The sequence below is a fragment of the Paenibacillus catalpae genome (assembly GCF_900112695.1).
In the GTDB taxonomy this organism is placed as follows: domain Bacteria; phylum Bacillota; class Bacilli; order Paenibacillales; family Paenibacillaceae; genus Pristimantibacillus; species Pristimantibacillus catalpae.
In genome coordinates this window covers 759,948-785,459 of the sequence record NZ_FOMT01000003.1, presented here as the reverse complement: position 1 = coordinate 785,459, position 25,512 = coordinate 759,948, and the positions used below count along the sequence as shown (strand labels likewise).

21 protein-coding genes are annotated in these 25,512 nt (G+C 46.4%); 8 read left to right on the top strand and 13 right to left on the bottom strand.

Translation table 11 applies throughout. The features are described 5' to 3' along the window. Positions 1 to 17: 17 nt before the first annotated feature. From BM200_RS17085 to BM200_RS17060, 6 genes are all read right to left on the bottom strand, one after another. Positions 18 to 1,688: an extracellular solute-binding protein gene (locus BM200_RS17085; protein WP_139230793.1), complete on the bottom strand. Its 1,671-nt coding sequence runs from the start codon at positions 1,686 to 1,688 to the stop codon at positions 18 to 20. A gap of 124 nt (positions 1,689 to 1,812) precedes the next feature. After that, positions 1,813 to 2,694, bottom strand: coding sequence for a carbohydrate ABC transporter permease (locus BM200_RS17080; protein ID WP_091187620.1), 882 nt, complete (start codon positions 2,692 to 2,694; stop codon positions 1,813 to 1,815). A 26-nt stretch (positions 2,695 to 2,720) separates the two neighbouring features. Further along, positions 2,721 to 3,638 (bottom strand): ABC transporter permease, encoded by a 918-nt coding sequence (locus BM200_RS17075; protein ID WP_245773056.1) that lies wholly within the window; start codon positions 3,636 to 3,638, stop codon positions 2,721 to 2,723. Positions 3,639 to 3,718: 80 nt separating this feature from the next. Continuing rightward, on the bottom strand, positions 3,719 to 5,557 hold the full coding sequence (locus BM200_RS17070) for a cache domain-containing sensor histidine kinase (protein ID WP_175532900.1): 1,839 nt from the start codon (positions 5,555 to 5,557) through the stop codon (positions 3,719 to 3,721). Beyond that, positions 5,532 to 7,163, bottom strand: coding sequence for a response regulator transcription factor (locus tag BM200_RS17065; RefSeq protein ID WP_175532899.1), 1,632 nt, complete (start codon positions 7,161 to 7,163; stop codon positions 5,532 to 5,534). The genes BM200_RS17070 and BM200_RS17065 overlap by 26 nt, the downstream gene beginning before the upstream one ends. Positions 7,164 to 7,384: 221 nt before the next feature. Beyond that, positions 7,385 to 8,932, bottom strand: a complete 1,548-nt coding sequence (locus BM200_RS17060) for a spore germination protein (RefSeq protein WP_091187615.1) — start codon at positions 8,930 to 8,932, stop codon at positions 7,385 to 7,387. Positions 8,933 to 9,302: 370 nt separating this feature from the next. Between BM200_RS17060 and BM200_RS17055 the strand changes: the two genes are divergently transcribed. From BM200_RS17055 to BM200_RS17040, 4 genes are all read left to right on the top strand, one after another. Further along, the gene (locus BM200_RS17055) at positions 9,303 to 10,187 is read left to right on the top strand and encodes a pirin family protein (protein ID WP_091187613.1); all 885 of its coding nucleotides are present in this window, start codon (positions 9,303 to 9,305) and stop codon (positions 10,185 to 10,187) included. Positions 10,188 to 10,297: 110 nt separating this feature from the next. Continuing rightward, entirely contained in the window at positions 10,298 to 11,569 is a 1,272-nt protein-coding gene (locus BM200_RS17050) for an oxalate decarboxylase family bicupin (RefSeq protein WP_091187612.1), read from the top strand. 70 nt (positions 11,570 to 11,639) lie between these two features. Further along, positions 11,640 to 12,302 carry a YjgB family protein gene (locus BM200_RS17045; RefSeq protein ID WP_091187610.1) on the top strand — a complete coding sequence of 221 codons (663 nt, stop codon included), beginning with the start codon at positions 11,640 to 11,642 and terminating at the stop codon, positions 12,300 to 12,302. A gap of 104 nt (positions 12,303 to 12,406) precedes the next feature. Beyond that, the gene (locus BM200_RS17040) at positions 12,407 to 13,105 is read left to right on the top strand and encodes a cupin domain-containing protein (protein WP_245773055.1); all 699 of its coding nucleotides are present in this window, start codon (positions 12,407 to 12,409) and stop codon (positions 13,103 to 13,105) included. 85 nt (positions 13,106 to 13,190) lie between these two features. Here BM200_RS17040 and BM200_RS17035 read toward each other — a convergent pair whose 3' ends face one another. Genes BM200_RS17035 through BM200_RS17025 form a run of 3 tightly spaced genes read right to left on the bottom strand, consistent with a single transcriptional unit; the run spans position 13,191 to position 17,100 of the window. Beyond that, complete coding sequence (locus BM200_RS17035; RefSeq protein WP_091187609.1) at positions 13,191 to 14,276, bottom strand: ABC transporter ATP-binding protein; 1,086 nt, start codon at positions 14,274 to 14,276, stop codon at positions 13,191 to 13,193. After that, positions 14,273 to 15,967, bottom strand: coding sequence for an ABC transporter permease (locus tag BM200_RS17030; protein ID WP_091187607.1), 1,695 nt, complete (start codon positions 15,965 to 15,967; stop codon positions 14,273 to 14,275). Before BM200_RS17030 ends, BM200_RS17035 begins: the two co-directional genes overlap by 4 nt. After that, on the bottom strand, positions 15,967 to 17,100 hold the full coding sequence (locus BM200_RS17025) for an ABC transporter substrate-binding protein (RefSeq protein WP_091187605.1): 1,134 nt from the start codon (positions 17,098 to 17,100) through the stop codon (positions 15,967 to 15,969). Before BM200_RS17025 ends, BM200_RS17030 begins: the two co-directional genes overlap by 1 nt. A 166-nt stretch (positions 17,101 to 17,266) precedes the next feature. On the opposite strand from BM200_RS17025, the gene BM200_RS17020 reads away from it, so the two are divergent. From BM200_RS17020 to BM200_RS17005, 4 genes are all read left to right on the top strand, one after another. Beyond that, positions 17,267 to 18,175: a LysR family transcriptional regulator gene (locus tag BM200_RS17020; protein ID WP_091187603.1), complete on the top strand. Its 909-nt coding sequence runs from the start codon at positions 17,267 to 17,269 to the stop codon at positions 18,173 to 18,175. Positions 18,176 to 18,262: 87 nt separating this feature from the next. Next, a complete protein-coding gene (locus BM200_RS17015) occupies positions 18,263 to 19,897 on the top strand; it encodes a spore germination protein (protein WP_245773054.1) in 1,635 nt (544 codons plus the stop codon). A 25-nt stretch (positions 19,898 to 19,922) separates the two neighbouring features. Further along, positions 19,923 to 21,026, top strand: coding sequence for a GerAB/ArcD/ProY family transporter (locus tag BM200_RS17010; RefSeq protein ID WP_091187601.1), 1,104 nt, complete (start codon positions 19,923 to 19,925; stop codon positions 21,024 to 21,026). Beyond that, on the top strand, positions 21,019 to 22,218 hold the full coding sequence (locus BM200_RS17005) for a Ger(x)C family spore germination protein (protein WP_091187600.1): 1,200 nt from the start codon (positions 21,019 to 21,021) through the stop codon (positions 22,216 to 22,218). The genes BM200_RS17010 and BM200_RS17005 overlap by 8 nt, the downstream gene beginning before the upstream one ends. A 64-nt stretch (positions 22,219 to 22,282) precedes the next feature. On the opposite strand, the gene BM200_RS17000 is transcribed toward BM200_RS17005, so the two are convergent. From BM200_RS17000 to BM200_RS16985, 4 genes are all read right to left on the bottom strand, one after another. Further along, complete coding sequence (locus tag BM200_RS17000; protein WP_091187599.1) at positions 22,283 to 23,140, bottom strand: TolB family protein; 858 nt, start codon at positions 23,138 to 23,140, stop codon at positions 22,283 to 22,285. A 101-nt stretch (positions 23,141 to 23,241) separates the two neighbouring features. Continuing rightward, positions 23,242 to 23,847 (bottom strand): pentapeptide repeat-containing protein, encoded by a 606-nt coding sequence (locus BM200_RS16995; RefSeq protein WP_091187597.1) that lies wholly within the window; start codon positions 23,845 to 23,847, stop codon positions 23,242 to 23,244. 125 nt (positions 23,848 to 23,972) lie between these two features. Next, positions 23,973 to 24,359, bottom strand: coding sequence for a GIY-YIG nuclease family protein (locus BM200_RS16990; protein WP_091187596.1), 387 nt, complete (start codon positions 24,357 to 24,359; stop codon positions 23,973 to 23,975). A 278-nt stretch (positions 24,360 to 24,637) separates the two neighbouring features. Beyond that, on the bottom strand, positions 24,638 to 25,489 hold the full coding sequence (locus BM200_RS16985; protein ID WP_091187595.1) for an NAD-dependent epimerase/dehydratase family protein: 852 nt from the start codon (positions 25,487 to 25,489) through the stop codon (positions 24,638 to 24,640). Between the last annotated feature and the right edge of the window lie 23 nt (positions 25,490 to 25,512).

Sequence of the window (25,512 nt, the reverse complement as noted above, 5' to 3'; positions counted from 1 at the left end):
TTTCAATCTATAAATAGTTAATTTCCAACTGCCGTTTTTGCGTCTGACCAGGCTTGTTGCCACCAAGCAAATGATTTATCAGAACCTGCTTTTTTAAGAGTGTCAATCAATTCTTGCTTCTTAGCTGCAAAATCACCATCGTTATTCGCGTTTAAAACAACCTTTGGTATTCCTTTTATGAGGATATCATCCAGCTGCGCGTTAAGTCGTTTCATGTCATCATCTGGTTGAGCAATCGCAGACAACCAAGCATTGTTAAAACTGCTTTGATCTTTTAATTTTCCTTCTTCCACATATTTCTTGAAAATCTCCGCAGGATAGGTAACCTTATAATGGCTAACATAGTCTTTTTGCAGCGGGTTCAACCTCGACTGGAAGAATTCCGGTGTATTAAACAAACCAACGATTCCGCCATCTGCTGTAGGAGCAAATTTACTTAGTCCCTGTTGGTTGTTAGATCCACTGATCCCAATCTTTGACCATGCATCTCCGCCTTGTGTATATAGCTCTAACGTTTCTTGTTTTAATTGAGGCTTGCCGTTTACCACTTCCCAGTGTACACCTTCGATACCGCTAGCCATTAAGCGCGAGCCTTTCTCTGAGTTTAGGAAATTAATTAAGTCCATAGCGCGTTCTGGGTTTTTAGAATTCTTCGATATGGCGTAGGCTCGTCCATCCCATCCGGTTGGATTACTTGCTCCTTGCCAAACATAACCAAAATTCAAAGGAATAGCCATAAAGCCTTTATCCGGGCCTTCTTTAGCCAAATGAGTGTTAGCATCACCGGATCCCATTGGACTAAATAATATTTGCCCATTCGTAATTTTGGTCTCAAAGTCGCTTACTTTGTTCGTGAATACGTCAGGATCAAGGATTCCCTTTTGTTTTGCTTTGTAAAGGAAACCAGCTGTTTTCCAAAGTGGACTATCGGGGTTCGTGTAGTTATCAATCAATTCCCCTGATACATTAGGAATAACACTCCAAGTCGACAAGTTTAAATACCCATATGGTATTGCCATTGGCATCGTCAATCCCCAAAGACCCCAATCATTCCAGGTGGTGACGCCATATACAGGTTTGCCATCAGTCGTCTTTGGATGCTTCTTCACCATTTGCTCGAGTACATTCAACATATCGTCTTCACTTTTGATTTCTGGATAGCCAAGTTCTTTGTAATAGTCCCAACGTATCGTCCACCCAATGGATTGCTCCATTCCATAACCGGATGGACCAACGTGGCCACTAGGAATGAAATAAAGCTTTTCGCTTCCGTTACTCCAGAATTTACGGCTAAAGTCCAGCCCCGGCTGGAAAGTTGGCGTCATGAGATCCTTCCCATGTGTCTTTACCAATTCATCCAAAGGAAGAATTAGATTCCCCTCAATCATTTGTTTGTAATTGCTGCTATCCACTTGAATGATATCAGGCAAGTCTCCCCCTGCCAGTTGCACTTTAAATTTATTCGGGTCATACGATTCGATTTTAAATGTAACACCGGTTTGCTTTACGATCTCTTTATAGATATCCGTTTGTTCGAAATCTTTATTTGCATCTTTTAAAACTGTTTTAATCGTAACGGGTTTTGCAACAGAGTTTGCACCATTATTTGTTTGAGGCTTTTGTTCATCCCCTGGTGCTTCGGTATTGCTTGCACATCCGCTCAACACCATTGCTGTCGCCAGTGCCATGCTAACTACTCCATACCAGCCTTTTTTGTACGACAAAATGATTACCCCCTTTAAAAGATTTCAAATAATCTATGATGAACATCCTTCCATGGTAAGGATGCAGCATCCAACGATACAGATTCATTTACCCTTTAATAGCCCCTAGCATAAGGCCTTTTACAAAATATCGCTGTAAGAATGGATATACTAGCATGATGGGCACCGTTACAATCATGGTAATGGTCATCTTAATGGACTCTGGCGTTAATCTTTTCATGTTTGAGCCCACATCGTTTAGGTTAATATTGTTGCTGCTTGCCAAGATTTGAGCTTCATTCAGGTAATTATATAAAATCATTTGCAGCGTTTGCAGACGCTCATCTGAGACCAAGAAATAGTTATCCGTCCAAGAATTCCACTGAGACACAGCTGAAAACACAGCAATCGTTGCAATAATGGGCATCGATAATGGGAATACGATCTTACGGAAAATAGTGAAGTAATTAGCACCGTCGAGCATAGCCGACTCCTCTAAGCTAGCAGGGAGTTGCTCAATAAACGTTTTGAGCAAAATGATGTAAAAGGCTCCTACTGCAGAAGGCAATACATAAAGCAAGAAATTATTCTGTAACCCGATCATTTTCATCGTAATGTACCAAGGAATTAAGCCAGCGTTAAAGTACATGGTGATCACGATGTACCGATAAATGATTTTACGGAAGTGCAGTTCTTGCTTCGTGACGATATACGCACATAAGGCGCAAGAAAAAACGGTGACCAGCGTTCCTACAATCGTTCGCAGCATTGAAATCAGAAATGACCACGAAATGTTGTCCAATTGCATAATTTGACTGTAGTTGCTTAAAGTAAGATTAGTCGGTAATAAGTAAACCCCTTTTATGGCTTCTTGGGGGGAACTGATGGAATAAATGAAGATATAGTAGAACGGATATAAGCATATGAGTACAAAAAGGATTTGAATCAAATAGTTTAACACTTCAAAGATGGGATTGTTTACTTTACTCATCGCTGCTCACCTCACAAAAAAACTGTTTAGATAATGGCTTGTCCCCGCATTTTTTTAGACAGATAGTTCACTGAAAACAATAAGGTAATGCTGACGATGGATTTCGCGATGCTAATCGCCGTCCCGAAGGAAACATCATTCGTCGCGATTCCGATCCGGTACACATAGTAATCGAGTGTTTCAATTCTGTCGGCAACAAGCGGATTGTAAAAAACAAAATATTGTTCAAAACCGACCGATAAAATGTTCGATATACTCAAGATCAACAGTACAAAGAAGGTGGGGATGATTCCAGGAAGCGTAATGTGAAATATCGATCGATATCGCCCTGCCCCATCTACTTTGGCAGCATCGTATAGTTCTGCATCAATGCCTGCAATCGCAGCCAAGAAAATAATAGAACTCCATCCCAGTGATTTCCATACACCAAGTGCAGTTTGGAACAGCCACGTTCCTTCTGAATTACTCAACATTTGGGTTGGCTCACTGATCCAATGCAACTTCATCAATAACTGGTTCACAACACCGTCTGTAGAAAAGAATGCAACCACGATGGAGTAGACAATGATCCAGCTCACGAAATTCGGCAGGGTTGTAACCGTTTGCACCAACTTGCGAAAGGATTTACTTCGAAGTTCATTAAGCAATACGGCAAACACAACGGGAAGCGGTGATAATAAGATGCCAAGGAAACTCAAGGCAAATGTATTACGAAGCACCCTCAGCAGCTCGCTTCCTTGTTCAAAAAACATCAAGTGAAAGTATTTTAGCCCTGCAAATGGTGAGTGAAGCAGTCCGAGTCCTGGCTTGTAGTCAAAAAATGCGTATGACCAACCAAACAGCGGAATGTAACTAAAGAGAAAAATTAAAATGAGAAATGGTAAAATCATTAACAATAGCGACAGACGATTCCAATTAATTCCTCTGGTTGTGGTTTTAAACACGTTCTTAGCCCCCTCCTGATCCTTTCCTCGTTCTATAGATTTATCTTAAAAGGAATTGATGGGCCAATACATGAACAATTCTACGATTTTTGGACTGATTCATAAGGAAGCGTTACGATAACTTCGGTACCTTCACCGAGGACACTTTTCAAATGCAAGCCATAGCCTTCACCGAAGTGAAGCTGGATCCTTTTATTCACGTTCAATAAACCTACCGATTGCTTAGAGGTATCCCCGATTCGCATACCAGTACGAATGTACTCATTAATTTTTTTAACTTCAGTCTCCTCAATACCAACACCGTTATCCTTGATGGAGAATTGCAGCGTCCCTTTCTCCTTTTTAGCCTCGATTCGAATCAATCCTTTTTTCATTCTTCCATGCAGCAAAGCATTTTCGATAATTGGTTGAAGCATTAATCGCGGTGTACTGCAGTACATATCTTGATCACTGATTGCCATCTCAAAAGTAATTTCATCGCCAAAACGGTAATTCATAATATTGATGTAATCCTGGACATAGGAAATTTCTTCTTTAAGCGTACAAATCGGAGTAGTATCCGAGTAAATCGGTCGTAGCAAATTACCAAGGCTCGTTACGCATTTCCGGATATTATCTGCTTCAATGACGACTGCCATCCATTTAATTGTGTTCAATGTGTTATACAGAAAATGCGGATTAATCTGTGCGCGCAGCATCTCAATTTCTAATCGGCGTTTTTCCAGTTCATCCGTTTCGCTTTTTTGCTTCAAGGAGACGATGTTATCTGACATGGAATTGAACTGATCAATAACATAGCGTATTTCTTTATCTGCGACCGGTTGAAGTTTAAGCCCGAGATTTCCTCGGCCGATGTTTTTCATTCCTTTTACAAGCTCTTTTAGGGGATGCATAACCCGGTTGATCCAAAAGGAGGTGCTTACACTCATTAAAGTGATCGAGATAAGAAACATAAAAATATATAATTGCTTCATTTTCCCGATATCCTTTAAGTACTCGGCTTTTGGTACTTCACTGCACAAATACCATCCCGTTTTACTCATACGGTAGAAAATCACTAATTCTTGTTTATCATTCCGGGATGCCGAGAAACTCCCAAACTCCTGTTGCTCTTGAAATTTATTAAAGTACGGATGCGATTTACCTATATCAGATGGATCACTACTTGAAATAATGCGTCCCGAATCATCTACGATTGACATCTTGCTATTGGACGAATCCTGTAAAGCGCTATAGATGGAGCTCATTTTGCTTTCTTTAATATTAATGACCATAGAAGCGCTCATTTTTGAGGATTCGATCGGTTTTACACCCCGGACTGCTGTAATGATGTACTCTGGCTCGGCTCGAGAAACTGTATCATTAATACGTAAAAAATCAGTGGAAATGTGTCCGCCAGTCCAAAATAAAACCGGGAACTTCTCCTTTATTTGCTTATACAATTCGGAATGGTAAAAGGGATATGTTTTATTGGGATCGTCAATACTTTGATTTTTTTGTGGAGTCCCACCAACCACTACACCAGTTTCTCCAAATATATAAAGGGAATCTAAAAAATCATAGTTGGCGAAATACTCCATAGCCCGATCCGTAATATCCTTTTGTAAACCAAGAAAATCTGGTTTAGATAAGGGCTCCCAAAGTAGTATTTTTTGAACTCTGTCATCTAATAAAAATGTTTTTGAAAGTTGATCCACTTCATTCATAAAATTTTGCAAGTTATTTTCGGTTTGTCGAAATTGTCGGTAAGTCGTCTCCTGTGTCCGAATTTCAATCAAATCTACTGTTCTTGAATAACTGTAGTAAGAAATACTCGCTAGTAAGATGCAAATAATGCCCATTAGTGTTAGCACTAACCGAACTCGAATCGAGTACCAAATGCTGTCTGGCCCCTTAATCTTTTGCAACAAATGGCGCATTGTCCCGACCTCTCTCCTCATGAACTTTCATCTTTCGAAACTCATTTGGCCTGACGCCTGTCTTATTTTTAAATGTACGACTAAAATAACTGTCATCTGAAAATCCAGTTAACTCCGCGATTTCATATGATTTTAATTGTGTCGACAAAAGTAATTCCTTCGCTTTATCGATTCTTACTTGTGTGAGGTAGTCGGTAAACGTCAGCGCTGTCTCTTTGCGAAAAAGTGAACTTAAATAATTCGGAGACACTTGCAGCGTATCAGCAAGTTCCGAAATGGAACAGCTCTCACGATAATGAGCCAGTATATATTTTATTGCTTTTCCAACCTCTTTACTTAGCTGTCGACTTGTCTGATTCCATTGCTCGATGCTTGCAAGCAACCGATACACGGTTTGAATGCAATCCTCCAACGTTTCACACTGGGAAACTTGTTCAGCTGCAAGAGAAACCGTATCCAACGCTTTAGCTTCGATAGAAAGCAGAGGATTATAATCGATAAGTAGCAACCGAACAAATAATTGAATCCACAGTTTCGGATCTTTGACATCCGAGTCAAAGAACGACTGGACGATTGCTTTCCGTTCCGCATGTTTATCTGGCAAAACATTTCCCCAGCGAGTTAGCAGTTTCTCCATTTTTTCTTGCGACTGTAGATGGAAATTATCCCATCTGTACTCTTCTTTAAATAAACTCCGTTCAGTCCCAAGGAAAAACTTCCAACTAACAGCTTCTGCTGCTTCTGATAACAGAGCCTTTAAATCGCCATAACGATTTCCCTTTCGACTAATGCCAAACGTTACCGAGACGTTAAAGTATCTATTTAAAACTCGCCGGATATGATCCATTAAGGCAAGGAGTGTTTCCCTGATCTCTTTTTGGCTGTTAACATCAATAAAACTGAAGAGAAATACGTACCTGTCCTCTTTTTCAGCAAAAACTTCGCCTCGATTCCACTCAATCAGCATCTCATTTAAAACATTTAGTATGGTGTACCGGATCAATTCCCCTTTACTATCCTTGAATTTCGATCGTGTAAGACCGAAATTGTTAATTTCCATCACAGACACAATCAAGTTTTCAGGAGAGAGACGTAATTTTTGTTTAAGGACTAAGTTTGTAAATTCCTGTTCAGAATACAAAGGGTAAAAAAGAAAATTGTTGATGATATTTTCTTTAAGGGTATCCGGATTATGTATGACACCTTTGGTTTCCTGAAGCCTCATGTGGCTTTTATATTCCTCCGATACCTTAACCAACACCTCATCAATTTCTTCAGGTTCCATTGTTAGTTTCAAAATATAATTAGATACACCGTAGCGCATCGCTTTTTGTACTAATGAAAATTCTTCAAGGCAAGAAAGAATGACGATTCGAGTTTTATTATCTATTTGACGTATTTGCTCGATGAGCTCCATCCCGCTCATTACCGGCATATTCAAATCCGTAATAATAATATCTGGTTTCATCTTCAAGTATATTTCCCAAGCCTCTTGTCCATTTGATACGTCGGCACAAACCATCATTCCGAACTTCTCCCAGTTCACGGAATTTTTGAAGCCTATTCGTACAAACATCTCATCTTCAACAATTAACACTTTTAACATAGCTATCCCCCTCGTAAACAACAGTATATTTGATCTAACATTGATTTTATAGTTTAATCCCTGGCATAACATAAATCGCTTCGATACCGAGCCCATCATAAAAAGCTCGTTTAATGTTTTTAGGCATAGCCTTTAGGGAGAGACAGCGATTCCTAACTCTCTTTATTCATATCGATTTCAACATCCTGTAAACAGATAAATCTTTACCAGGATTATTTGAATTAAGTCCTTCTCCTTCTTGAGGAACGACCAACCTTCAGGCGCTTGCTCCCCCTGCCCCCTAGCTTATCCATATTGGGATTGTATAAAGGCAGCGTCTTCATGCGTTTCCAAGGTATCCTAAAAATACTGTCTTTAATATCAGGGGCAATGTAAGGTCCGAAAGGACTCATATATGGAACACCAAACGACTTTAGAGTCGTCAAATGGAAGAGGATGGCCATTAAGCCGATCCAGATTCCGAATAGGCCGAACGAGGCAGCAAGAAACATCATACAAAAGCGTAACATCCTTATGGCAATAGATAGGCCGTTTTCGGGTATAACATAACTTGAAATCGCTGTAATGGATACGATGATCACCATGGCTGCGGACACTACACCGGCTGCGACAGCAGCCTGTCCGATGACAAGCGTACCGACTATTGAAACGGCTTGTCCGATCGTCCTAGGGATACGCACACCTGCTTCCCGTAAAATTTCGTATGTAATCTCCATAAGAATAGCCTCAATGAATGCAGGAAACGGGACACCTTCCCTCTGAGCTGCAATGCTAATAATAAGATTTGTTGGGAGCATCTCAAGGTGAAATGTCGAAATCGCAATATACATCGCTGGTGCAAGAAGTGCGATAAAAAAAGACAAATAACGAAGGAGACGAACCAACGTACTAATGTCCGCCCGTTGGTAGTAATCTTCCGGTGATTGAAAAAATTGAACAAACAACGCTGGAATCAATAGTACGAATGGAGTACCATCCACTACGATAGCAATTCTACCTTCTAACAGGCCAGCAGCAATGGTATCTGGACGTTCCGTATTGTATACCGTAGGGAATGGTGTCTTGATTTTGTCCTGAATTAACTCTTCGATATAGCCGCTTTCAAGAATACCGTCAATTTCAATCTGGTCAAGCCTTTTTCTCAGATCATCAATAATTCCTTCATCAGCAATGCCCTTAATATATAAAAACGCCACGCTAGTATGAGTGACGTTTCCTATTTTCCTTGATTCTATCCAAAGACGTGGATCACGAATACGTCTTCGAATTAAGGCAGTATTTGTCCGAAGGTTTTCAGTAAACCCTTCCATCGGCCCGCGCACAACGGTATGGGACTGTGGCTCCCCTACACTTCTTTCCTTTAAACCAGATACATCAATCCATAAACCCTTTGTCTCGTTATCTAGGAGCAGTATAACGTGACCAGAAAGTAAATGGTCATAAAGTTCTTTAAATGTACAAAAGGTATCGGTATTTGTAGCAAGCGTATTCTGCTGGATATATTCGATGCGATCATAATAATCAGATGAATCATGTATCCCAGTCTCCAATTTTAATTGGAGTGATTGTAAAATTGAATTGTGCAACAGCTGTGAATCCACGAGTCCATCGATATAAATCGTTGCGGCAGGCCAATTTTGCATGCACTTGAATTTTTTGACAATAATATCATCACTGTCACCAAGCTTATTCTTAATTGTCGCGATATTATCTATAAGTGAGACATCCAAATGTTTTTCCCGTTGTTCAGGTGCGTCATTGTCCAGCATCACTTCCCCTCCTTAATTGGAGAATTTGGCATAGTATGTTACGAAAATTTAGATATTATTCCAATTTAAATGGGTGCTTATGCGAATAAATGCATGCATTCCATCCTCTCATGTCCATATTTTTTATAGATGTTATCCCGATGGTATCATTGTTGTTTAAGAACTCTTGCACTCGATGGTTGTGATCGCAATAAGGCTTGTGCTTTATGAGACAGTGCCATTCTCCCCACCCAGCTGCTGGCAACTGAATGCCCGCGTGGAAGCTGTCTTTTTGTTTATGATTCCCTCTTTACATACTTACTTTTTTATAGTATCTTTATTTTAAGATAATTAATACTCACAAATATTCATATAAAGGAGTGCTTCGATCATGACAACAACATTTCGTGCAGTAGAAGGCGTCTTCCAAGGGCCTCCGGTCCATATGGTCGGCGACGGCTTCCGGGTATCCAACTATTTTCCAGGGGGCACGAATTTCGGCCAGCGCTTTAGTCCTTTCATTCTGATGGATTACAATGCGCCTTACGTATTCCCGCCAAGTGCCCAGGTTAAAGGCGTTGGCGCACATCCACACCGCGGCTTCGAGACGGTAACGATTGCTTATGAAGGATATGTCGAGCATCATGACAACAAGGGCAACCACGGCATTATCGGCCCCGGCGACGTGCAATGGATGACGGCTGGCTCCGGACTGCTGCACAAGGAGTATCATGAGAAAAGCTTCTCCGAGCGCGGCGGCTTGTTCCAAATGATTCAGCTGTGGGTCAATCTTCCGCGCGCGCACAAAATGCATCCGCCAAAATATCAGGAGCTGTTGAAAACGGATATGGGCTATGCCGAGCTTCCCGATGACGGCGGTACGGTTCGTGTCATTGCCGGCAGCTACAATGGCGTAACCGGCCCTGCCCAAACCTTCACTCCGGTTAATCTGTTCGATATCTCATTCAAAGCAGGCGGGAAAGCAAGCTTCCAGCTGCCTTCGTCTTACAATACAGCCGCTATGGTGCTGAAAGGCAGCGCCGTTATTAATGGCGACAGAACAGCAGCCGAAGGCGACTTCATCCTTTTTACGAATACAGATGGAGCCATTGAGATCGAAGGAAAAACGGATGATACCGTTGTTATTGTTCTGAGCGGCGAACCCATAGACGAGCCTGTCTTCCAGCAAGGGCCGTTCGTGATGAACAGCCGTCAGGAAGTGTTCCAGGCTTTTGTTGATTTCCAAGATGGCAAAATGGGACCAGCAGATTTCTAAAACGATAACCGCCGGGCAGATTGCCCGGCTTTTTTTCTGCCGGCCTGCCTCATAATATCCAACCCTTCTGTCATATGCATGCTTGAATAGCTTATATAGGAGGGAATGGTATGAACGACTCCAATACCGGCAGCAATCCCGATGCTTCCAATAATCTTCTTGCCGGTTCGAATGCATCCCCTGACACGAAGCATGGGAAAAGCGAGCCTTTTACAGTACCGCAGCCATATCGGCCAAGCGATGGCGCCGGAGGTCCTGATCTAGGCCCGCGCGATATTATGCGGGATTTGGAGAATCCCGATATGCTCCGTCCTCCCGTGACCGATAATGGACTTGTGCCGAACCTGAAATTTTCGTTCTCCGATACCCATATGCAGCTCAACAAGGGAGGCTGGTCTCGCGAGATTACCGTACGCGAGCTGCCAATTGCTACTACCCTTGCCGGTGTAAATATGTATTTGACGCCAGGCGGCGTCCGTGAGCTTCATTGGCATCAGCAGTCCGAATGGGCTTATATGATTTGGGGAAGCGCGCGTATTACGTCGGTTGACCAGGACGGGCGGAATTTCATTGCGGATGTAGGAGCTGGCGACTTGTGGTTTTTCCCGGCGGGACTGCCGCATTCTATCCAGGGACTGGAGCATGGCTGTGAGTTTCTGCTTGTGTTTGACGACGGCAAATTTTCCGATCTGAACACGCTCTCGATCTCCGACTGGTTCGCCCATACGCCCAAGGATGTGTTATGCGCCAATTTTGGCGTACCCGAGTCTGCCTTCGACTCCATTCCGTCGGATCAGCTCTACATTTTCCAGGATGAGGTTCCCGGATCCCTCGAAAGCCAGCAGGTCCACTCCCCTTACGGTACCATTCCGCAAAGCTTCAAATACCGTCTGCTCGCGCAGACTCCTATTGTTACGCCGGGCGGTACGGTCAGGATTGTAGATTCAACCAACTTTCACGCCGCCAAGACGATTGCCGCCGCGCTTGTCGAGATTAAACCGGGCGGGATGAGAGAGCTTCATTGGCATCCCAATAATGATGAATGGCAATATTATTTGACCGGACAAGGACGAATGACCGTCTTCGCGGGCAACGGAGCAGCCAGAACCTTTGACTACCGCGCAGGTGATGTCGGCTATGTTCCCTTTGCATACGGGCATTACATCCAGAACACCGGCGACCAGTCGTTATGGTTTCTCGAGATGTTCAAGAGCGACCGGTTTATGGATGTCTCCCTCAACCAATGGATGGCGCTGACCCCAAGAGATCTCGTAAGAGATAATCTGCATGTCGGACCGGAGCTGCTGAACGCTCTGCGGAAGGAGAAATGGCCGGTCGTCAAGTATCCGGGCAAATCCTATTTGGAAAACATAAAAAAATAATAGCGCATGCCCATTCATGCGAAAGGGAAAAATAAGGTCTGGATAAAAATCACGTCTAGGAGTGATCATTTTGAACCGGATACCTTTCAGCGGAATGGGCTTTATGCTGTTTATGCTGTTTGCCGCTTCTATCCTCATATTAGGAGGCTGCGGCTCAGCAAGCCATAGCGATAACAGCCAGACATACACGTACAAACAGACGCCTGACCCTAATCCACCTCATGCCGCTCCGCCTTCTCCGATTATTCAGAGGCCATATGCAGCGTCTTCAACAGCAACGGCGGAAACGATCGCCAAGCAGAAGAAAAAGGTTCAAGCCCTTTATAAGCTTGCAAAACGGGGCAAAATGGAAGGCGTCAAATATCCGGTCCATACAACCGTCATAGATAAGGTGGAAAAGGATTGGGGAAAGCCGGACAAGACCGTTTGGTCGGGCAAAGGCAACTACTGGACCTATAAGAGCAGGAAGGTCATCTTCGGCTTTAATAAAGGCAGCCAGATCTTTGAGGTGAGATCAAGTGATCCGGAATTGCAAAAGCTGACGCGGAAAAGCATCGAGCAGGCATTAGGCAAACCGGACTCCCCTTCTTATGATGACAATAACCTTTATTACTCTTACAGCGTCTCGGAAACCTTCCAGATCAAATTCGCCATCTCGAAGAAGAAGGACATGGTCAATTATGTATCCGTCTATGCGCCCAAGGATGCAGTGAACAATATGGCGGGAGGTTAATGCTAGGCCATCGTCTACAAGATAGGCGAACGTCTCATTGGGCGTAAGCATAGGATATCCCATTAGTCTTCAATCCTGATGTCCTTATGAAAGGCGGAGAGCAAGTGGCAGTATCCTATATGGATTTTACTTCCCCCAATGTGCAGTTCTGGTACGACGTGAACAAGAATACAACGTTCAAAAAAGACAACCGCAACTTCATCAACACGTTGTCCATTGAACAGTTAAATACCCTTGGCAATGTATCTTTGCTGGATATATACCTTAGCCGTTCGAATGTGGTAGAGCCGCATATTCATCAAAATGCTTCCGAGCTGGTCTACTGTATTTCCGGCTCGGCAGTCGTATCGATTATTAACCCTTTTACGAAAAAGCTGCTTAATTTCCCCATTCTCCCCGGCCAGGTAGCCAATGTGCCTCAAGGCTGGCCGCATTATGAAATTGCTACCGTTGATAATACCCATCTGCTTGCCGTCTTCGACGCTCCGGTTCCGGAGTTCATCGGCGTATCCGATATGCTTCGTCTGACGCCTCCCGGCGTGCTTGCCCATACCTATTGCTTGAATGAACAAATGGTCAAAGAAACGCTTGCACCTATTACGGATACGACTGTTATTGGCCCGCCAGCCAATTGCCAGCCGCAGCAAATGGCCCGTGAGCCCGAAGCCCAGCAGCCCTACTCCCCCTATCCCAATGAACAGCAGGGATATGGGCCCTATGGACATCAGCCCTATCCACAGCAGCAATACCCGCCACAGCCGTTCGGTTATCTTCAGCAGCCAAACCCGCCGTACTTCTTTTAATCCGCATTTATGGTGCTAGTCATAATAAAAAAAGAGACAACAGCGTTCATGAACTGCACGCCGTTGTCTCTTTCTATTTACCCCATTATGCCGACTGCTTCGGGAATACAAACGCATCGGAAGCGCTGATATGCAGGCTCCCCTCCAGTCCGGCATCCAAATAGTCGTCATGGAGGAAGGAGATCGGCTGTCCGTCCTCCGTCTTTGCAAGCACCCGCCACCGTTTGCCCTCAAATACGCTGTGCAGGACATGGACGGGCAGCTGGTTGGCTGCCGCTGTCGGGATGGACTGCCAGAGCGCCGAATCCGGGCGGAATAACAGATCAACCGCCTCCGCCTGCAGCACCTTCGAATACCCCGGCGTAGTCCCAACAATCTCGTGTCCGGCAATCTTCACAGTCGCATGCTCTCCTTCCCTTACCAGCTTGCTCGTCAGACGGTTGCCTGCCCCAAGCAGCATGGCGGCAGATAAGGTTGCAGGGCGGTCATAACAGATTTGCGGGCGGTCGATCTGATCAACCGCGCCTGCACGCATAATCATGAGACGGTCTGCCATCGCAAAGGCTTCATCCGGATCATGGGTCACGTGGAATACCGTCGTGCCAAGCTGGCGGAACAAATACGCCATCTCGGAACGCATCTCGATTCGCAGACGCATATCGAGATTGGAGAGCGGCTCATCCAGCAGCAGCAAATCCGGCTTGGTCGCGAGCGCCCGCGCAATTGCTACACGCTGCTGCTGTCCGCCGGATAACTGCGGCGGAAGCCGGTCCTCCAGTCCTTCCAGATGCAGCAGGGCAACAAGCTCGGCAAGCTGCTCGCGGATAGCGGCAGCGGGAACCTTTTTCCTCCGGAGACCATAAGCCATGTTGTCATAGATCGTCATATGGGGCCATAACGCATAGTCCTGGAACACCATGTTAATGCCGCGTTTCTCCGGCGCTAACAGCTTCGATACCGATGCAACCGTCGTTCCGCGCAGACGAATCTCTCCCTCGTCCGGCTGCTGAAGACCCGCGATCAGCTGGAGCAGCGTTGATTTGCCGCAGCCGGACGGACCAAGCACGCTTATAATCTCGCCTTGCTTGACGGAGAAATTAATATCTCTCAGAGCCATGTGGGAGCCAAAAGATTTGCCCAGCCGCTCAACTTCCAATATCGTATTCGTCATGATTTTACCCGCTTTCTTGAAGGTTTAATAAGCAGCTCCATGACCGCTATGATGAGAATAACGAGACCTCCGCCAGTCAGCGTAGCAGCAGCCGCATAGCCGAACTGCAGATCCTCAAACGCTTTATTAATCACGACCGGAAGGGTCATGAAATTAGGCGGATACAGGATGGAAGAGATCGCCAGATCAAATACGCTGGCCCCAAACGCAGCAAGTCCCGCATACAGCATGGCCCCTTTGATCAACGGCATCAGGATGGAAACGACCCTTTGGCTGAAGGATGCTCCTTGCATCTGCGCCGCCGCGAGCAGCTGTCTTGGCACCTTGGCCATCGCTCCGACAACTACCCTTGTAATAACCGGGATAACCCCCGCTACGCTTGCAAGGATCAGAATCCATGGCGTTCCGTACAGGAGCAGACCAATCTTCTCGAGCCAGGCCTGGTTCCAGATGAAGATATAACCGATCCCCAGCACGATTCCCGGTACAGCAAGCGATACGAGCGAGATAACGTCAATCGTCTTGCGCAGCTTGAACTGCGAATATGTGAGAACATAAGCGACAAGGAAACCAACGAACAATCCGATAACAGCGGCCACGGCAGCGATCTCCAATGAATGGGTCAGCCCTTCGAGCAGCATGTCATTATTTCCGGCAAACAAAGCTTTATAATGTTCAAACGTCAGCTCACGTCCCTTGCCTGCCGATGAGCCTCCTGATATAGACATTAGCAGGTTAGAGCCAAATGGAATGCCGATCACAACTGCAAGAAATACAATATTGCCGATAACGAGATAAATCCCGCCCTTGCGCGGTTTCTTAGGTTCCGACCGTGTAGCCCTCGAGGACAGGAAATCATACCGTGACTTCCGCATCGCATACAGCTGAACGCTCATCGCCAGTGCAATGAGCAATACGAGATAAAAGGATAACGCCCCGGCCATATCGAACCGGATCGGCGACGTATACAAGGCCGAATAAATCGAATAAGGCAAGGTCGGGAACCGGAATATCGTCGCGATCGACGCCGGCAGACCAAAGTCGCCTACCGTATCCATAAAGACCAGCATGGCGCCGGAACAAATAGCCGGCATCAAGAGCGGAGCCTGAATCGTCCGCCATACCGTCCAGCTTGAGCCGCCGGACAAACGAGCGGCCTCGCTCAGCCGGTCAACCTTCCACTCGAGCGCCGAATAGACCGTTAAGTAGGCGAGAGGGAATTTGCTGAGCGTCATGACCACGATAAGACCAACCGGTTGGAAAATAAACGAATGCAGGCTATGCCAGCCCAGCCACTGCGCAGCAAGCCCGTCGGCGGAAGCAAACATAACCCAGCCCTGCGCCAATATAAACGAAGGCGTAATAATAAGAATCCATACGGCAAAATCAAGCAGCTTTGCACCCGGGAAGGCCCAATTCGATCTGGCCATGGCGATCGCCGTGCCAAGAATCGTCCCAAGCAATGTCGTTCCAATGCCCAGGATGACGGAGTTTTTCAAGGAAACATACCAAAGCGGCCGCCGGAATACGTCCAGCAGCAGCGATAGGTTACCCAGCTCGAAATGACCAAAAAATACTCCCGGCAGGAGTACTTGGATAACAACGGCAATAAGCGGCAGCAGAATAAGAAGAAACAGGACGGCCAGCACGAGCCAGCCAGTCCGGTTTCCTTGCGTCCAAATTCGCAGCATTATTTCACCGCTTTATCTGCAAACCACTGTTTAATTTCGCCCTCGTGCTCGCCTGCCCAGCCCGCTTCCGCTACAACCAGCTTCGCATCTGCCGCACGGTCAGCCTTCGCGTTAACGCCTTTTACCGATGGTTCGAAGTAGCTTTCGTCACCTTTATCAATCAGTGCCTGCTGGGTTGCCGGATCAAGCAGGAACTCTACAAATGCTTTTGCGGCTTCCTGATGCTTGGACTCCTTTTGAATCGCTGCTACGCGTACCGAAGCCGGTGCGCCTTCCGCCGGCCAAATAATATCAACAGGCTCGCCCGCGTTTTTGAGCGTGTAAGCATTACTTTCTTGAAGCGCTGCAGCCTTGATCTCACCGTCAGTCAGAGCCTTGGCTACGTTCGGGTTTTTCGGATAGACATGCACACCGTTCTTAAGCAGGCTGTCGAAGTAGCTTTTGCCTTGGTCCATGCCTTCCGACTGGAAGAACCACGCTACAAATGGATATGCCGGTGCCGCAACTGCCGGATCGGCCATGCCGATTGCACCTTTGAACTTCGCATCAATCAGGTCATCCCAGGTTTTAGGAGCACTGTTTGCGTCAAATGCTTTCGTGTTATAGACGATAACGGATGCAGCATGCTCACCCGTAGGGAAGTAGGTGTTGTTCGCAGGGACAAGACCTTTCGCAAAGTCTGTCAGACCATCCAGGTTGCTTGGCTGCCAGCTGTCAAGCAGCTGTCCGTTTTTGCCCATTTGGTCAATCGTTGGCATCGAATCCATCCATACAACATCCCAATGCGGATTGCCTTTCTCGGCTTCGATGCGGGAAGCGATCTCTGCGCCGTTGCCGGAGACAATCTCCAGCTTATAGCCTGTTTTCTCTTCAAACATCGGCTTTATAATATCGTCAAAGTCATTCAAATACACGACAAGCGGCTCATCCTTGCTCGCGTCTGCAGCCGGGCTTTCCGCAGCAGCTTCGGTCGTTGGCTCGGTGCTTGCTTCTGTCGTTGCTGCAGCGTTTGTACTGTTTGTTGCTGCCGTGTTTGCCTCATTGTTGCCGTTATTTCCGCACGCCGACAGGGCTGCCGTTGCCATCAATACGCTTGCAAGCATAAAACCCTTCATTCTATAACCTTTTGCCATTTCTCTACCCCTCCAATGTCTTCTTCTTTCATTCTCAGATTAACGAGGGATTGTAAATGGAAGATTAAGTGAATGATAAGATTACATTAAATAACATCTATCCTTATTGATAGGTTCATCGAAATTATCTATAGTATGGCAGAAGAGATAAGGAGATGAACCAAAAATGAATATTCAGCAGCTTCGCGTATTTGCCCATGCAGCCCGCTTGTCCACCTTAACAGAGGTAGCCGCCGAGCTTCAGCTTAAACAGCCCACCGTCAGCTTTCACCTGAAAAAACTCGAGGAAGACATTGGTGTAGAGCTGTTCTACAAGCATCCCCGGCAGCTTAGGCTGACAGATGCGGGACAAACCCTGTTACCATATGCCAAACGGATTTGTGCGTTATTGGATGAATCCAGCCAGCTGATGAAGGAGCACCGGGAGCAAGGCCGCGGACAATTAAAAATAGGCGCCAGCTATACGCCTGCAACGTATTTCCTGCCGCCGTTTCTGGCTGCTTTTCAGTCCAGCTATGACAAAGTCATTCCTCAGCTAACGGTGAAGCAGGCCGGTACCGTGATGAAGCTGCTGAGAGAATTCGATATTGATGTAGCTGTTGTATCGTTAATCGTTCGCCCGCATGATGATCTGGAGATTATCCCGCTGGCCGATGATGATCTGAAGCTGGTGCTGCCCTACAGCCACCCTCTCGCCCATCAAGCGACCATTTCAATTGACGATCTGCGGGGACAATCCTTCCTCCTGCATGAGCATGGCTCAACCTCAAGGGAATTATCCGATATGTGGGCAAGAGACAATGGGCTGGAATGGACCGTTGGCATGGAGCTTGGCGCAATTGAAACGATTAAGGAATCCGTCAAGCATGGGATCGGAATTGGCATTCTGCCGTGGCGGAGCGTGAAAAGAGAAGTGGAAGCTAAGGAGCTTGTGCTGCGCGAGCTGCCGGGGAAAGTGCAGCAGCGCCATATTTGCTTGGCCTACCGGAAGGATGAATTAATCGCCTACCAGGTCAGGACATTTATCCAGTATATGAAGCATGCTTGTTTGGACAGCCTGATAATTTCTGTTTAATAATATTTTTTTGTGACTAAAATCAAGAAAACTTTGGAAAACTTGAAAGACACAATAGCTTAATACAGCTTAGGGGGAATACCATCCTTGTCATTCCTATCTTCCGTCGTTGTTCATATCCCAAGCTGGAGCGTTTTTTGTCAGGCTTTAATTGCGCTCCTCGTTCCAATCTTGGTTACAAGGATGTATAAGAAGCTTCACTCATTCGTTGGAAACGGAAGGAATCTTGAAACTAATAAGACTATTCAAAGCTCAGTCTCCACTCCTGAAGTCATGCCTTTCAGCGGAGATTACCAGACCGATTTGCAAGCGATCTATTCGAGAATTGGCTCCAACAGCGACTTGCATGCCAGAGAACTCCCGATAAAGAAGCTAAATGCCCGGGGTACACTGTTTTGCGTGGATGGCATGCAGAATGAGCGGGTACTTAATATGAGGATTATGGAGTTTTTAATGTTTGAAGCAACAGACGGCTTGCTGGCAGGAACGGTTAAGTCTGAAGAATTGCTTCCTTTCAACAACCTGAGCAAAGTATCCGATATCGATATCTTTAACCGATCCGTACTGTTCGGACATGCCGGCCTGCTTATTGAAGGCATTCCGCATGGACTGCTGATAGAATTTCCGAACGGTACTAATCGATCCATTACTGAGCCAGTGTCTGAAGCGTTGATTCGAGGTCCAAGAATCGGCTTCTCTGAGGTATTGAGCGAAAATACGTCTTTGCTGCGCCGCCAGGGCTTTAGCGACCAGCTGGAAATGAAAAGCTATCGCGTCGGCACGCGATTACAGAAGGATCTTGTGCTTGCCTACATGAAGGATATCGTCAATCCAGATCTGCTGCAGGAGGTTCAGACTCGAGTCAGCAACCTGAATGCTGACTTTCTTGCAGATTCCGGTTATATTGAGCAGTTAATCGAAGATAACTATTTAAGCCCTTTTCAACAGGTTCAGAATACTGAGCGTCCCGACCGGGTTATCAATGCTTTGCTGGAAGGACGAATTGCTATTTTGCTTGATGGGACACCCTTTGCTTTAATCGTCCCGGTCACCTTCAGCATGCTTTTGCAAACTCCTGAAGATTATTACGAGCGATGGATCCCGAGCTCCCTGCTACGGATGCTGCGTTTTGGCGCTGCCTTCGTGGCTTTAATGGGTCCCGCGCTCTATATTTCGTTAATCGCCTTTCATCCCGGTCTGATACCGACCGAGCTGGCTCTATCCATTATCGAGACAAGGCAGGGCGTTCCATTTCCCGCGCTGATTGAAGTGCTTATCCTGGAAGTTTCGATTGAAATATTGCGGGAGGCGGGTATTCGATTGCCGAAGCCCATTGGACCTGCCATGGGCATTGTCGGGGGTCTCATTATCGGTGATGCAGCCGTTCAAGCAGGGATTGTCAGTCCCTTCCTCGTCATCGTTGTTGCGGTAACAGCAATTTCCTCCTTCTCGATTCCAACTTACAGCGCTGGAGTCACGCTTCGCATCCTGCGTTTTATAGGTATGATATTTGCAGCATTTCTCGGAATGTTCGGAACGATCCTGTTCTTCTTGTTATTGTGCAGTCATCTGACCAAATTAAAGAGCTTTGGCGTTCCTTATCTAACCCCGGCATCTCCTTTCCGGGCAACGGACTGGAAGGATCTCTTTTTCCGTGCCCCCCTTTCCCTTATGAAGCGGAGACCGGCAATGCTTAAGACACGAAATAACAAACGCAAATAATCATTTATCGTTAGGAGGCTTCGCCTTGTTCACTCGTACAGATGATAAAATCACGACTTCGCAAGCGGCTGTCTTCCTAACAAATACTGTGCTTGGCGCCGGAATTCTGACCATGCCCCGCAGCATTACCCAAGAAATGAGAACTCCCGATTCCTGGCTGACTATTCTGGTTGGCGGTTTTATCGTCATGCTTACTATTCTGCTGATGGTCAAATTATCCCAACAGTTTCCTGGACAGACCGTTTTTCAATATGCCGGCAGAATTGCCGGCAGACTGCCTAGCCTGTTACTTTGTCTGTTGCTCGTCGTTTATTTTATCCTTGTCGCGGGCTTTGAAATCCGATCGCTCGCCGAGGTTACGCTGTTTTTCCTGCTGGAGGGTACGCCGATCTGGGCTGTTATTATTCCATTTATTTGGGCAGGCACTTATTTGGTCTTAGGCGGCATTAATTCAATTGCCAGGGTGTTTCAAATCGTATTTCCGATCACCATACTGGTGCTGCTCGTCTCTTTCGGATTTAGCCTTCGCTTATTTGATTTCAACAATTTACGCCCCGTTCTCGGCAGCGGCGTCCTCCCGGTGCTTCATGGATTAAAGTCATCTGTCTTGGTGTATACAGGCTCCGAGGTTGTTATGACTCTGGTTGCCTTTATGCAGCATCCCCAACAAGCGGTCAAAGCGATGATAGGAGGCATCGCCATCCCGTTCGCCTTATATTTTCTAACGATCGTCTTCGTTATTGGAGGTCTCTCCATCGATTCGGTCATCAATAGCACGTGGCCAACGATAGACTTAATCAGAAGCTTTGAAATTACCGGTTTTTTCGTGGAACGATTGGAATTTCCTTTAATGGTTATCTGGCTGATGCAAATGTTCTGCAACTTCTGTAGTTTCTTTTTTCAAGCCTCGCTGGGAATATCCCAATTATTTAAATTTTCCGTAACTCCTGTCATCTATGGTATGGTCCCAGTGATTTTCCTGGCGGCTATGGTACCCAATAGTATTCAAGATGTTTTTGCCCTCGGTGACGCTATCGGTTCGATGGGACTAGCGCTGTTCCTGATGCTGCCTGTTCTGCTCTCGTTTATATGGATCTTACGAAAAAAAGGATTAAAACAACATGTATAGATATAGACAATTAAAAATGCTATTCCTGTATCTTCTCCTTCCTTTCGTATTGACGGGCTGTTGGAGCAGCAAAGAAATCGAAGATCTTGGGATGTACACCGGCATGGCGATTGATATCGGACAACCGGCGCCTGTTGAGAAGGAATTCGAAATGAAAGGTGCGGAATATTCCAAGCACAATAAAGTAATGACCACCATCCAGATTGTTCCGATGAAAACCGTAAGGACAAAAGATAAAAGCAATACGGGTACAAATAAACCTTATCTGAATGTCTCCGGCAGCGGTGATTCCATTCTGGAAATCTTCCGCCAGTTCTCCGTCCGTCTCGACCAGCCGATTATCGGACACCATCTAAAGGTCATTGTCATATCGTCCAAACTTCTGAGAAAGCAAACGATCGAGCAGGTGACTGACTTTGTCCTGCGCGACAACGATATTCGTCCCAGCACCAAGGTGTATATTAGTCAGGGTGAAGCCAAGGAAACACTTGAATCCAGTGAACGCAATGAAGTACCTTCATTCCATATTGCAGGCATGTATCGAAATCAAATGAGAACCAGCAAAGTGCTTGATTCAGTTACCCTGTCCAAACTAGATGCGCTGATGAAGACCAAAAAAAGCTTTGTCCTGCAGAATCTGGTGTCAGGAGGCGGGGAAATCGAATTTTCCGGGGCTGGCATCATTAAAGGATCTTCCGGCCATTGGATCGGAAACTTAAATCAGGAAGATGCGGAATGTCTCGCATGGATGACAAACAACGGGAAAGCCGGTACGATTAAAGCCTATGACTGGGACAACCAGCCGTTAGCTTACGAGATTAAATCGATGAAAAGTAAAATCACCCCCTTTGTGAATGAGGGTAAAATATCATTTAAAGTTAATCTCGCTGTGGAAGGACGCCTCATTGAAACCTGGAACAAAAACAACATCCCTTCAACAAATTACTATGCGGAGAAAACCAGTCAGATCGTTGAGGAAAAACTGACACAAATGATACAGAGGTTAATGAAAAAGCTGCAGTCTACGTATAAAGTAGATGTTGCCGGCTTCGGCCAGCGGCTTGCTATTGTATATCCTTCCGTCTGGAAGCAGGTGAAGGAGGATTGGGATGAAACGTTCAGCCGTTCAGAGGTCAATTTCACCTATGACATTAAATTGACGGATTTTGGTTCGTTTACTGAAAAAGAATAAGCTAAAAATGAAAAAGCCACCTGCTGTCATCTTCAATCAAACAGTAAGTGGCTTCTTATAGGAATTATGAGTGCAATCGATAGCTTACAAAAGCAAGCTGTTTGCTGTCCGGAGACCAAGAGTTAACGTTAATCGTCCCTTGCCCGCCAAACAACTGAACAAGCGTCCGGTATTCCCCGCCCTCGCTTGACATCAGGCGGATCTCGACCTGCTTGTTAGGCGGGTGATCTCCCGGTTCAACGTCGCCTTTCCGGTAGGTGATGTAGGCTACTTGCTTACCGTCCGGCGATATATGAGGGAACCAGCTGTTGCTCTCGTCAAATGTAATCTGCGTCTGCTCGCTGCCGTCCACCTTCATCCGCCACACTTGCATGAGGCCGGTTCGTACGGAGTTGAACCAGATATGCTCACCGTCAGGCGAATATTCCGGACCGTCGTCGAGTCCCGGCGTATTTGTCAGCTGCGTCTCTTCACCGCCAATAGCCGGTATCGTATAGATGTCATATTGGCCCTTCCTCTCGGCGCAATAAGCAAGTGTACGCCCATCCGGCGACCAGCCATGCAGATAACTTGGCCCCATCGGGGTTACGAGGATGGGATCTCCGCCTTCCAGCGGGAAAATATAAATACGCGACTGCCCGTCTTCTTTCGTATGATGGCTGACGGCCAGGCGGGTATGGTCGGGAGACAATACATGGTCATTATTGCAATGCACCACGAAGGAAGAAGGAATCTCTTTGCTGGTCCCCTCTGCGATATCATAGCTGTAAATCCGGCCCTTGCTGTTATAAATGAGCGTCTTGCCGTCACTTGTCCAATTGGGCGCCTCGATTAAATAATTGAACTGCGCAAGTACACGGCGTTCGCCGGATTCCACATTCACCGTTTCAAGAAAGCTTGCAATACCTGCGGACTCTGACATGTTTGCCCTCCTTAAAGAATTGCGTTTTTTGCAATTCTACATCGTAAGCATAAGCTTATGTATGAAGAATACCTCTATCCTAGCAGATTTCAGTCCGTCTTTCACTCTACCTTTGCGCCAAGCGATCTAAGCAGGGTAATAGCTTGAGCTATATCCATTCGTGCTCCCTTCACATTAACGGTACTCCAAGGCACGCCCTCCAGCTCCGCCCCTCGCAAATCCGCGCCGCCAAGGTTTGTCTGATTCAGATTCGCCCGCGACAGATCGCATTTCCGAAGATCGGATTTCTCCAGCGATGCTCCCATCAGGTCCGCCTCTACGAATCGGACTTCTTTGAGGATCTGTTTGTCCAGCTTCACATGTCTGAGGTTCGTATAAGACCAGTCGCCCTTCACAATCGTAATCCCGTTCAGCTCAGAACGGGTAAAGTCCGAGCCGGTCATTTTGCACGCAGTAAATTTGGATACAAACAGATTGGCCATTTCAAAGCTGCAGTTTGTAAACGCGGACTCGGTATGAATCGAAGCATTAAGCGAGGCGCCGTGAAAGTCGCATTCTTCGAATCTGCAGCTAGTCGTTGAGGCTTCTTCAAACGACGTATTAATGAATTTGCATTTTTTAAACGTACAGCGCATCAGCTCGGCTTCCCTAAAGTCCTCCCCGCTGAAATCCACGCCTTCAAAGAGCTGGTCCGTATAAGTCAGCATCTTGTCATTCCCCCATCTGCCCATTATTCAGCAAAAGTATCTTGTACCCGATTGTAGGTTAAGGGAAGTATAGAGTCAAACGATGAGAACAACCCGCAGCCTCCAATAGGAAAGCTGCGGGTTGTTTAGTTGGAACGGGGCCGGCGGTTATATCCTTTTTCGTCATAAGGCTGCAGCTTCTCGATCCATAGCTCGAGTAATGCATCTACCTCCGCCTGATATTTTTTCAGCTCGGAACGGTCGTTCAGGTGCTCCTCACGCGGCTTGATGGAATCGAGCTCCTCAAAGACAAAGCAGCTTCCTCCGTACTTGTTCCAATCTTGCTGCAATTCAAAGACTGTGTTCATATTTGTCTGCTGCATAAAGGCCAGCCGGTTCTTCGCGCCATCTAAATCCATCGCACCCAGAACCAGAATTTTACCGTTCTCCACATTTCGAATCTGATAGATGCCCATTCTGCGGAACGACTGGGCATAGGCGGTACCAAGCTCTCTCTTGCGTTGTTTTTCCATTTCGTTCTTCATCTCCTTCATACTTATTTACTAATTTACTAAATAAGTAACGAAGTCAACGATAGCATATGGCCTAACTTCACGTCAACCACAGCGGGTATTGGACTACTCTCATACGCTGCTCCTTTCCTTTAATGCTGTAGTCGTATCTCTATAAAAAAAAGCGCCGGAACGAATCATTCCCGCGCTTTCGCAAATCTTATGGAATTGTTTACTTGCTCCAATAACCGGAGCAGCAGCACTGCAGCTTCCGTTCGTGTAGCTGATCTGTCTGGCACTCAAGTCCTTAACAAACCATGCCGCCAGCTCGGGTATTTAGGTGTCCATCCGTATTGCTGTTTGGCCTTGTTATTGGAGGCTCCCCGCTCTCCGCGGTTCATACCATCCTGTACCGCCGGCGCTGGCGCGCCAAGCGCATTCGCGTACAACGGCAGCCAAAGCTTGCCGGTAGCCGGCTCATCATCCACGATATTGACAGGACCTGCCGGCCAATTAAGCGCAAGGAGTGCAGCCAAAGCCGCATCCTCGGTATGCAGGAACGAGGTCCTGCCATCGGTAGCGGGCACTTTGCCCTCTTTGACCTGATTGGCGAACATACCGCTATTATGCTCATAGAACGTACCGGGACCATATAAAGCACCGTACCGCAAAATAACCGCATGCGGCATTTCGGCTGCTGCCCGCTCCATCGCAATAACACCGTCTACCGACACTTTTCTCGGCATTGGCGCTTCTTCATCCAGTTGATCCTCTTCGGTTGCAATCTCAGCACCCGGTTCATAAGCCCAAGAGATGCTTTGCACGATCATCCGCGGTACCTCTGCCGCCAAGGCTGCATCAACCAGATTGCGGGTGCCTTCCATCCGGATTCTCGCGTTATCCGCCAGGTTCCATTCACTTAGAGCGGTCAGTTGATGAATCACAACATCCGGATGATACTCAGCAAGCAGCTCAAACAGTTTATCCCTGTCAAAAACATCGGCAACAACTGCCCTTGCCCCGGACTGCTCGATTTGGGTGATCTTCGAAACGCTTCTTGTCATTCCCATCACTTCATGCCCGGCTTCTGCGAGCAAGGGCAGCAGCAAACGGCCTACGGCGCCGGCAGCGCCGGCAACAAATATTTTCATAACAGCTTCCTCCTCCATCTATA

Bases quoted from the DNA above. Each gene is read 5' to 3' on its own strand.
- BM200_RS17025 (WP_091187605.1), bottom strand. From the start codon at position 17,100: ATGGCAAAAGGTTATAGAATGAAGGGTTTTATGCTTGCAAGCGTATTG.
- BM200_RS17065 (WP_175532899.1), bottom strand. From the start codon at position 7,163: ATGTTAAAAGTGTTAATTGTTGAAGATGAGATGTTTGTACGAATAGGC.
- BM200_RS16990 (WP_091187596.1), bottom strand. From the start codon at position 24,359: ATGGAAAAACAACGCAAGAGAGAGCTTGGTACCGCCTATGCCCAGTCG.
- BM200_RS17055 (WP_091187613.1), top strand. From the start codon at position 9,303: ATGACAACAACATTTCGTGCAGTAGAAGGCGTCTTCCAAGGGCCTCCG.
- BM200_RS17020 (WP_091187603.1), top strand. From the start codon at position 17,267: ATGAATATTCAGCAGCTTCGCGTATTTGCCCATGCAGCCCGCTTGTCC.
- BM200_RS17060 (WP_091187615.1), bottom strand. From the start codon at position 8,932: ATGCTGGACAATGACGCACCTGAACAACGGGAAAAACATTTGGATGTC.
- BM200_RS17085 (WP_139230793.1), bottom strand. From the start codon at position 1,688: ATGGCACTGGCGACAGCAATGGTGTTGAGCGGATGTGCAAGCAATACC.
- BM200_RS17070 (WP_175532900.1), bottom strand. From the start codon at position 5,557: ATGCGCCATTTGTTGCAAAAGATTAAGGGGCCAGACAGCATTTGGTAC.
- BM200_RS17080 (WP_091187620.1), bottom strand. From the start codon at position 2,694: ATGAGTAAAGTAAACAATCCCATCTTTGAAGTGTTAAACTATTTGATT.
- BM200_RS17030 (WP_091187607.1), bottom strand. From the start codon at position 15,967: ATGCTGCGAATTTGGACGCAAGGAAACCGGACTGGCTGGCTCGTGCTG.
- BM200_RS17050 (WP_091187612.1), top strand. From the start codon at position 10,298: ATGAACGACTCCAATACCGGCAGCAATCCCGATGCTTCCAATAATCTT.
- BM200_RS17035 (WP_091187609.1), bottom strand. From the start codon at position 14,276: ATGACGAATACGATATTGGAAGTTGAGCGGCTGGGCAAATCTTTTGGC.
- BM200_RS17000 (WP_091187599.1), bottom strand. From the start codon at position 23,140: ATGTCAGAGTCCGCAGGTATTGCAAGCTTTCTTGAAACGGTGAATGTG.
- BM200_RS16995 (WP_091187597.1), bottom strand. From the start codon at position 23,847: ATGCTGACTTATACGGACCAGCTCTTTGAAGGCGTGGATTTCAGCGGG.
- BM200_RS17005 (WP_091187600.1), top strand. From the start codon at position 21,019: ATGTATAGATATAGACAATTAAAAATGCTATTCCTGTATCTTCTCCTT.
- BM200_RS16985 (WP_091187595.1), bottom strand. From the start codon at position 25,489: ATGAAAATATTTGTTGCCGGCGCTGCCGGCGCCGTAGGCCGTTTGCTG.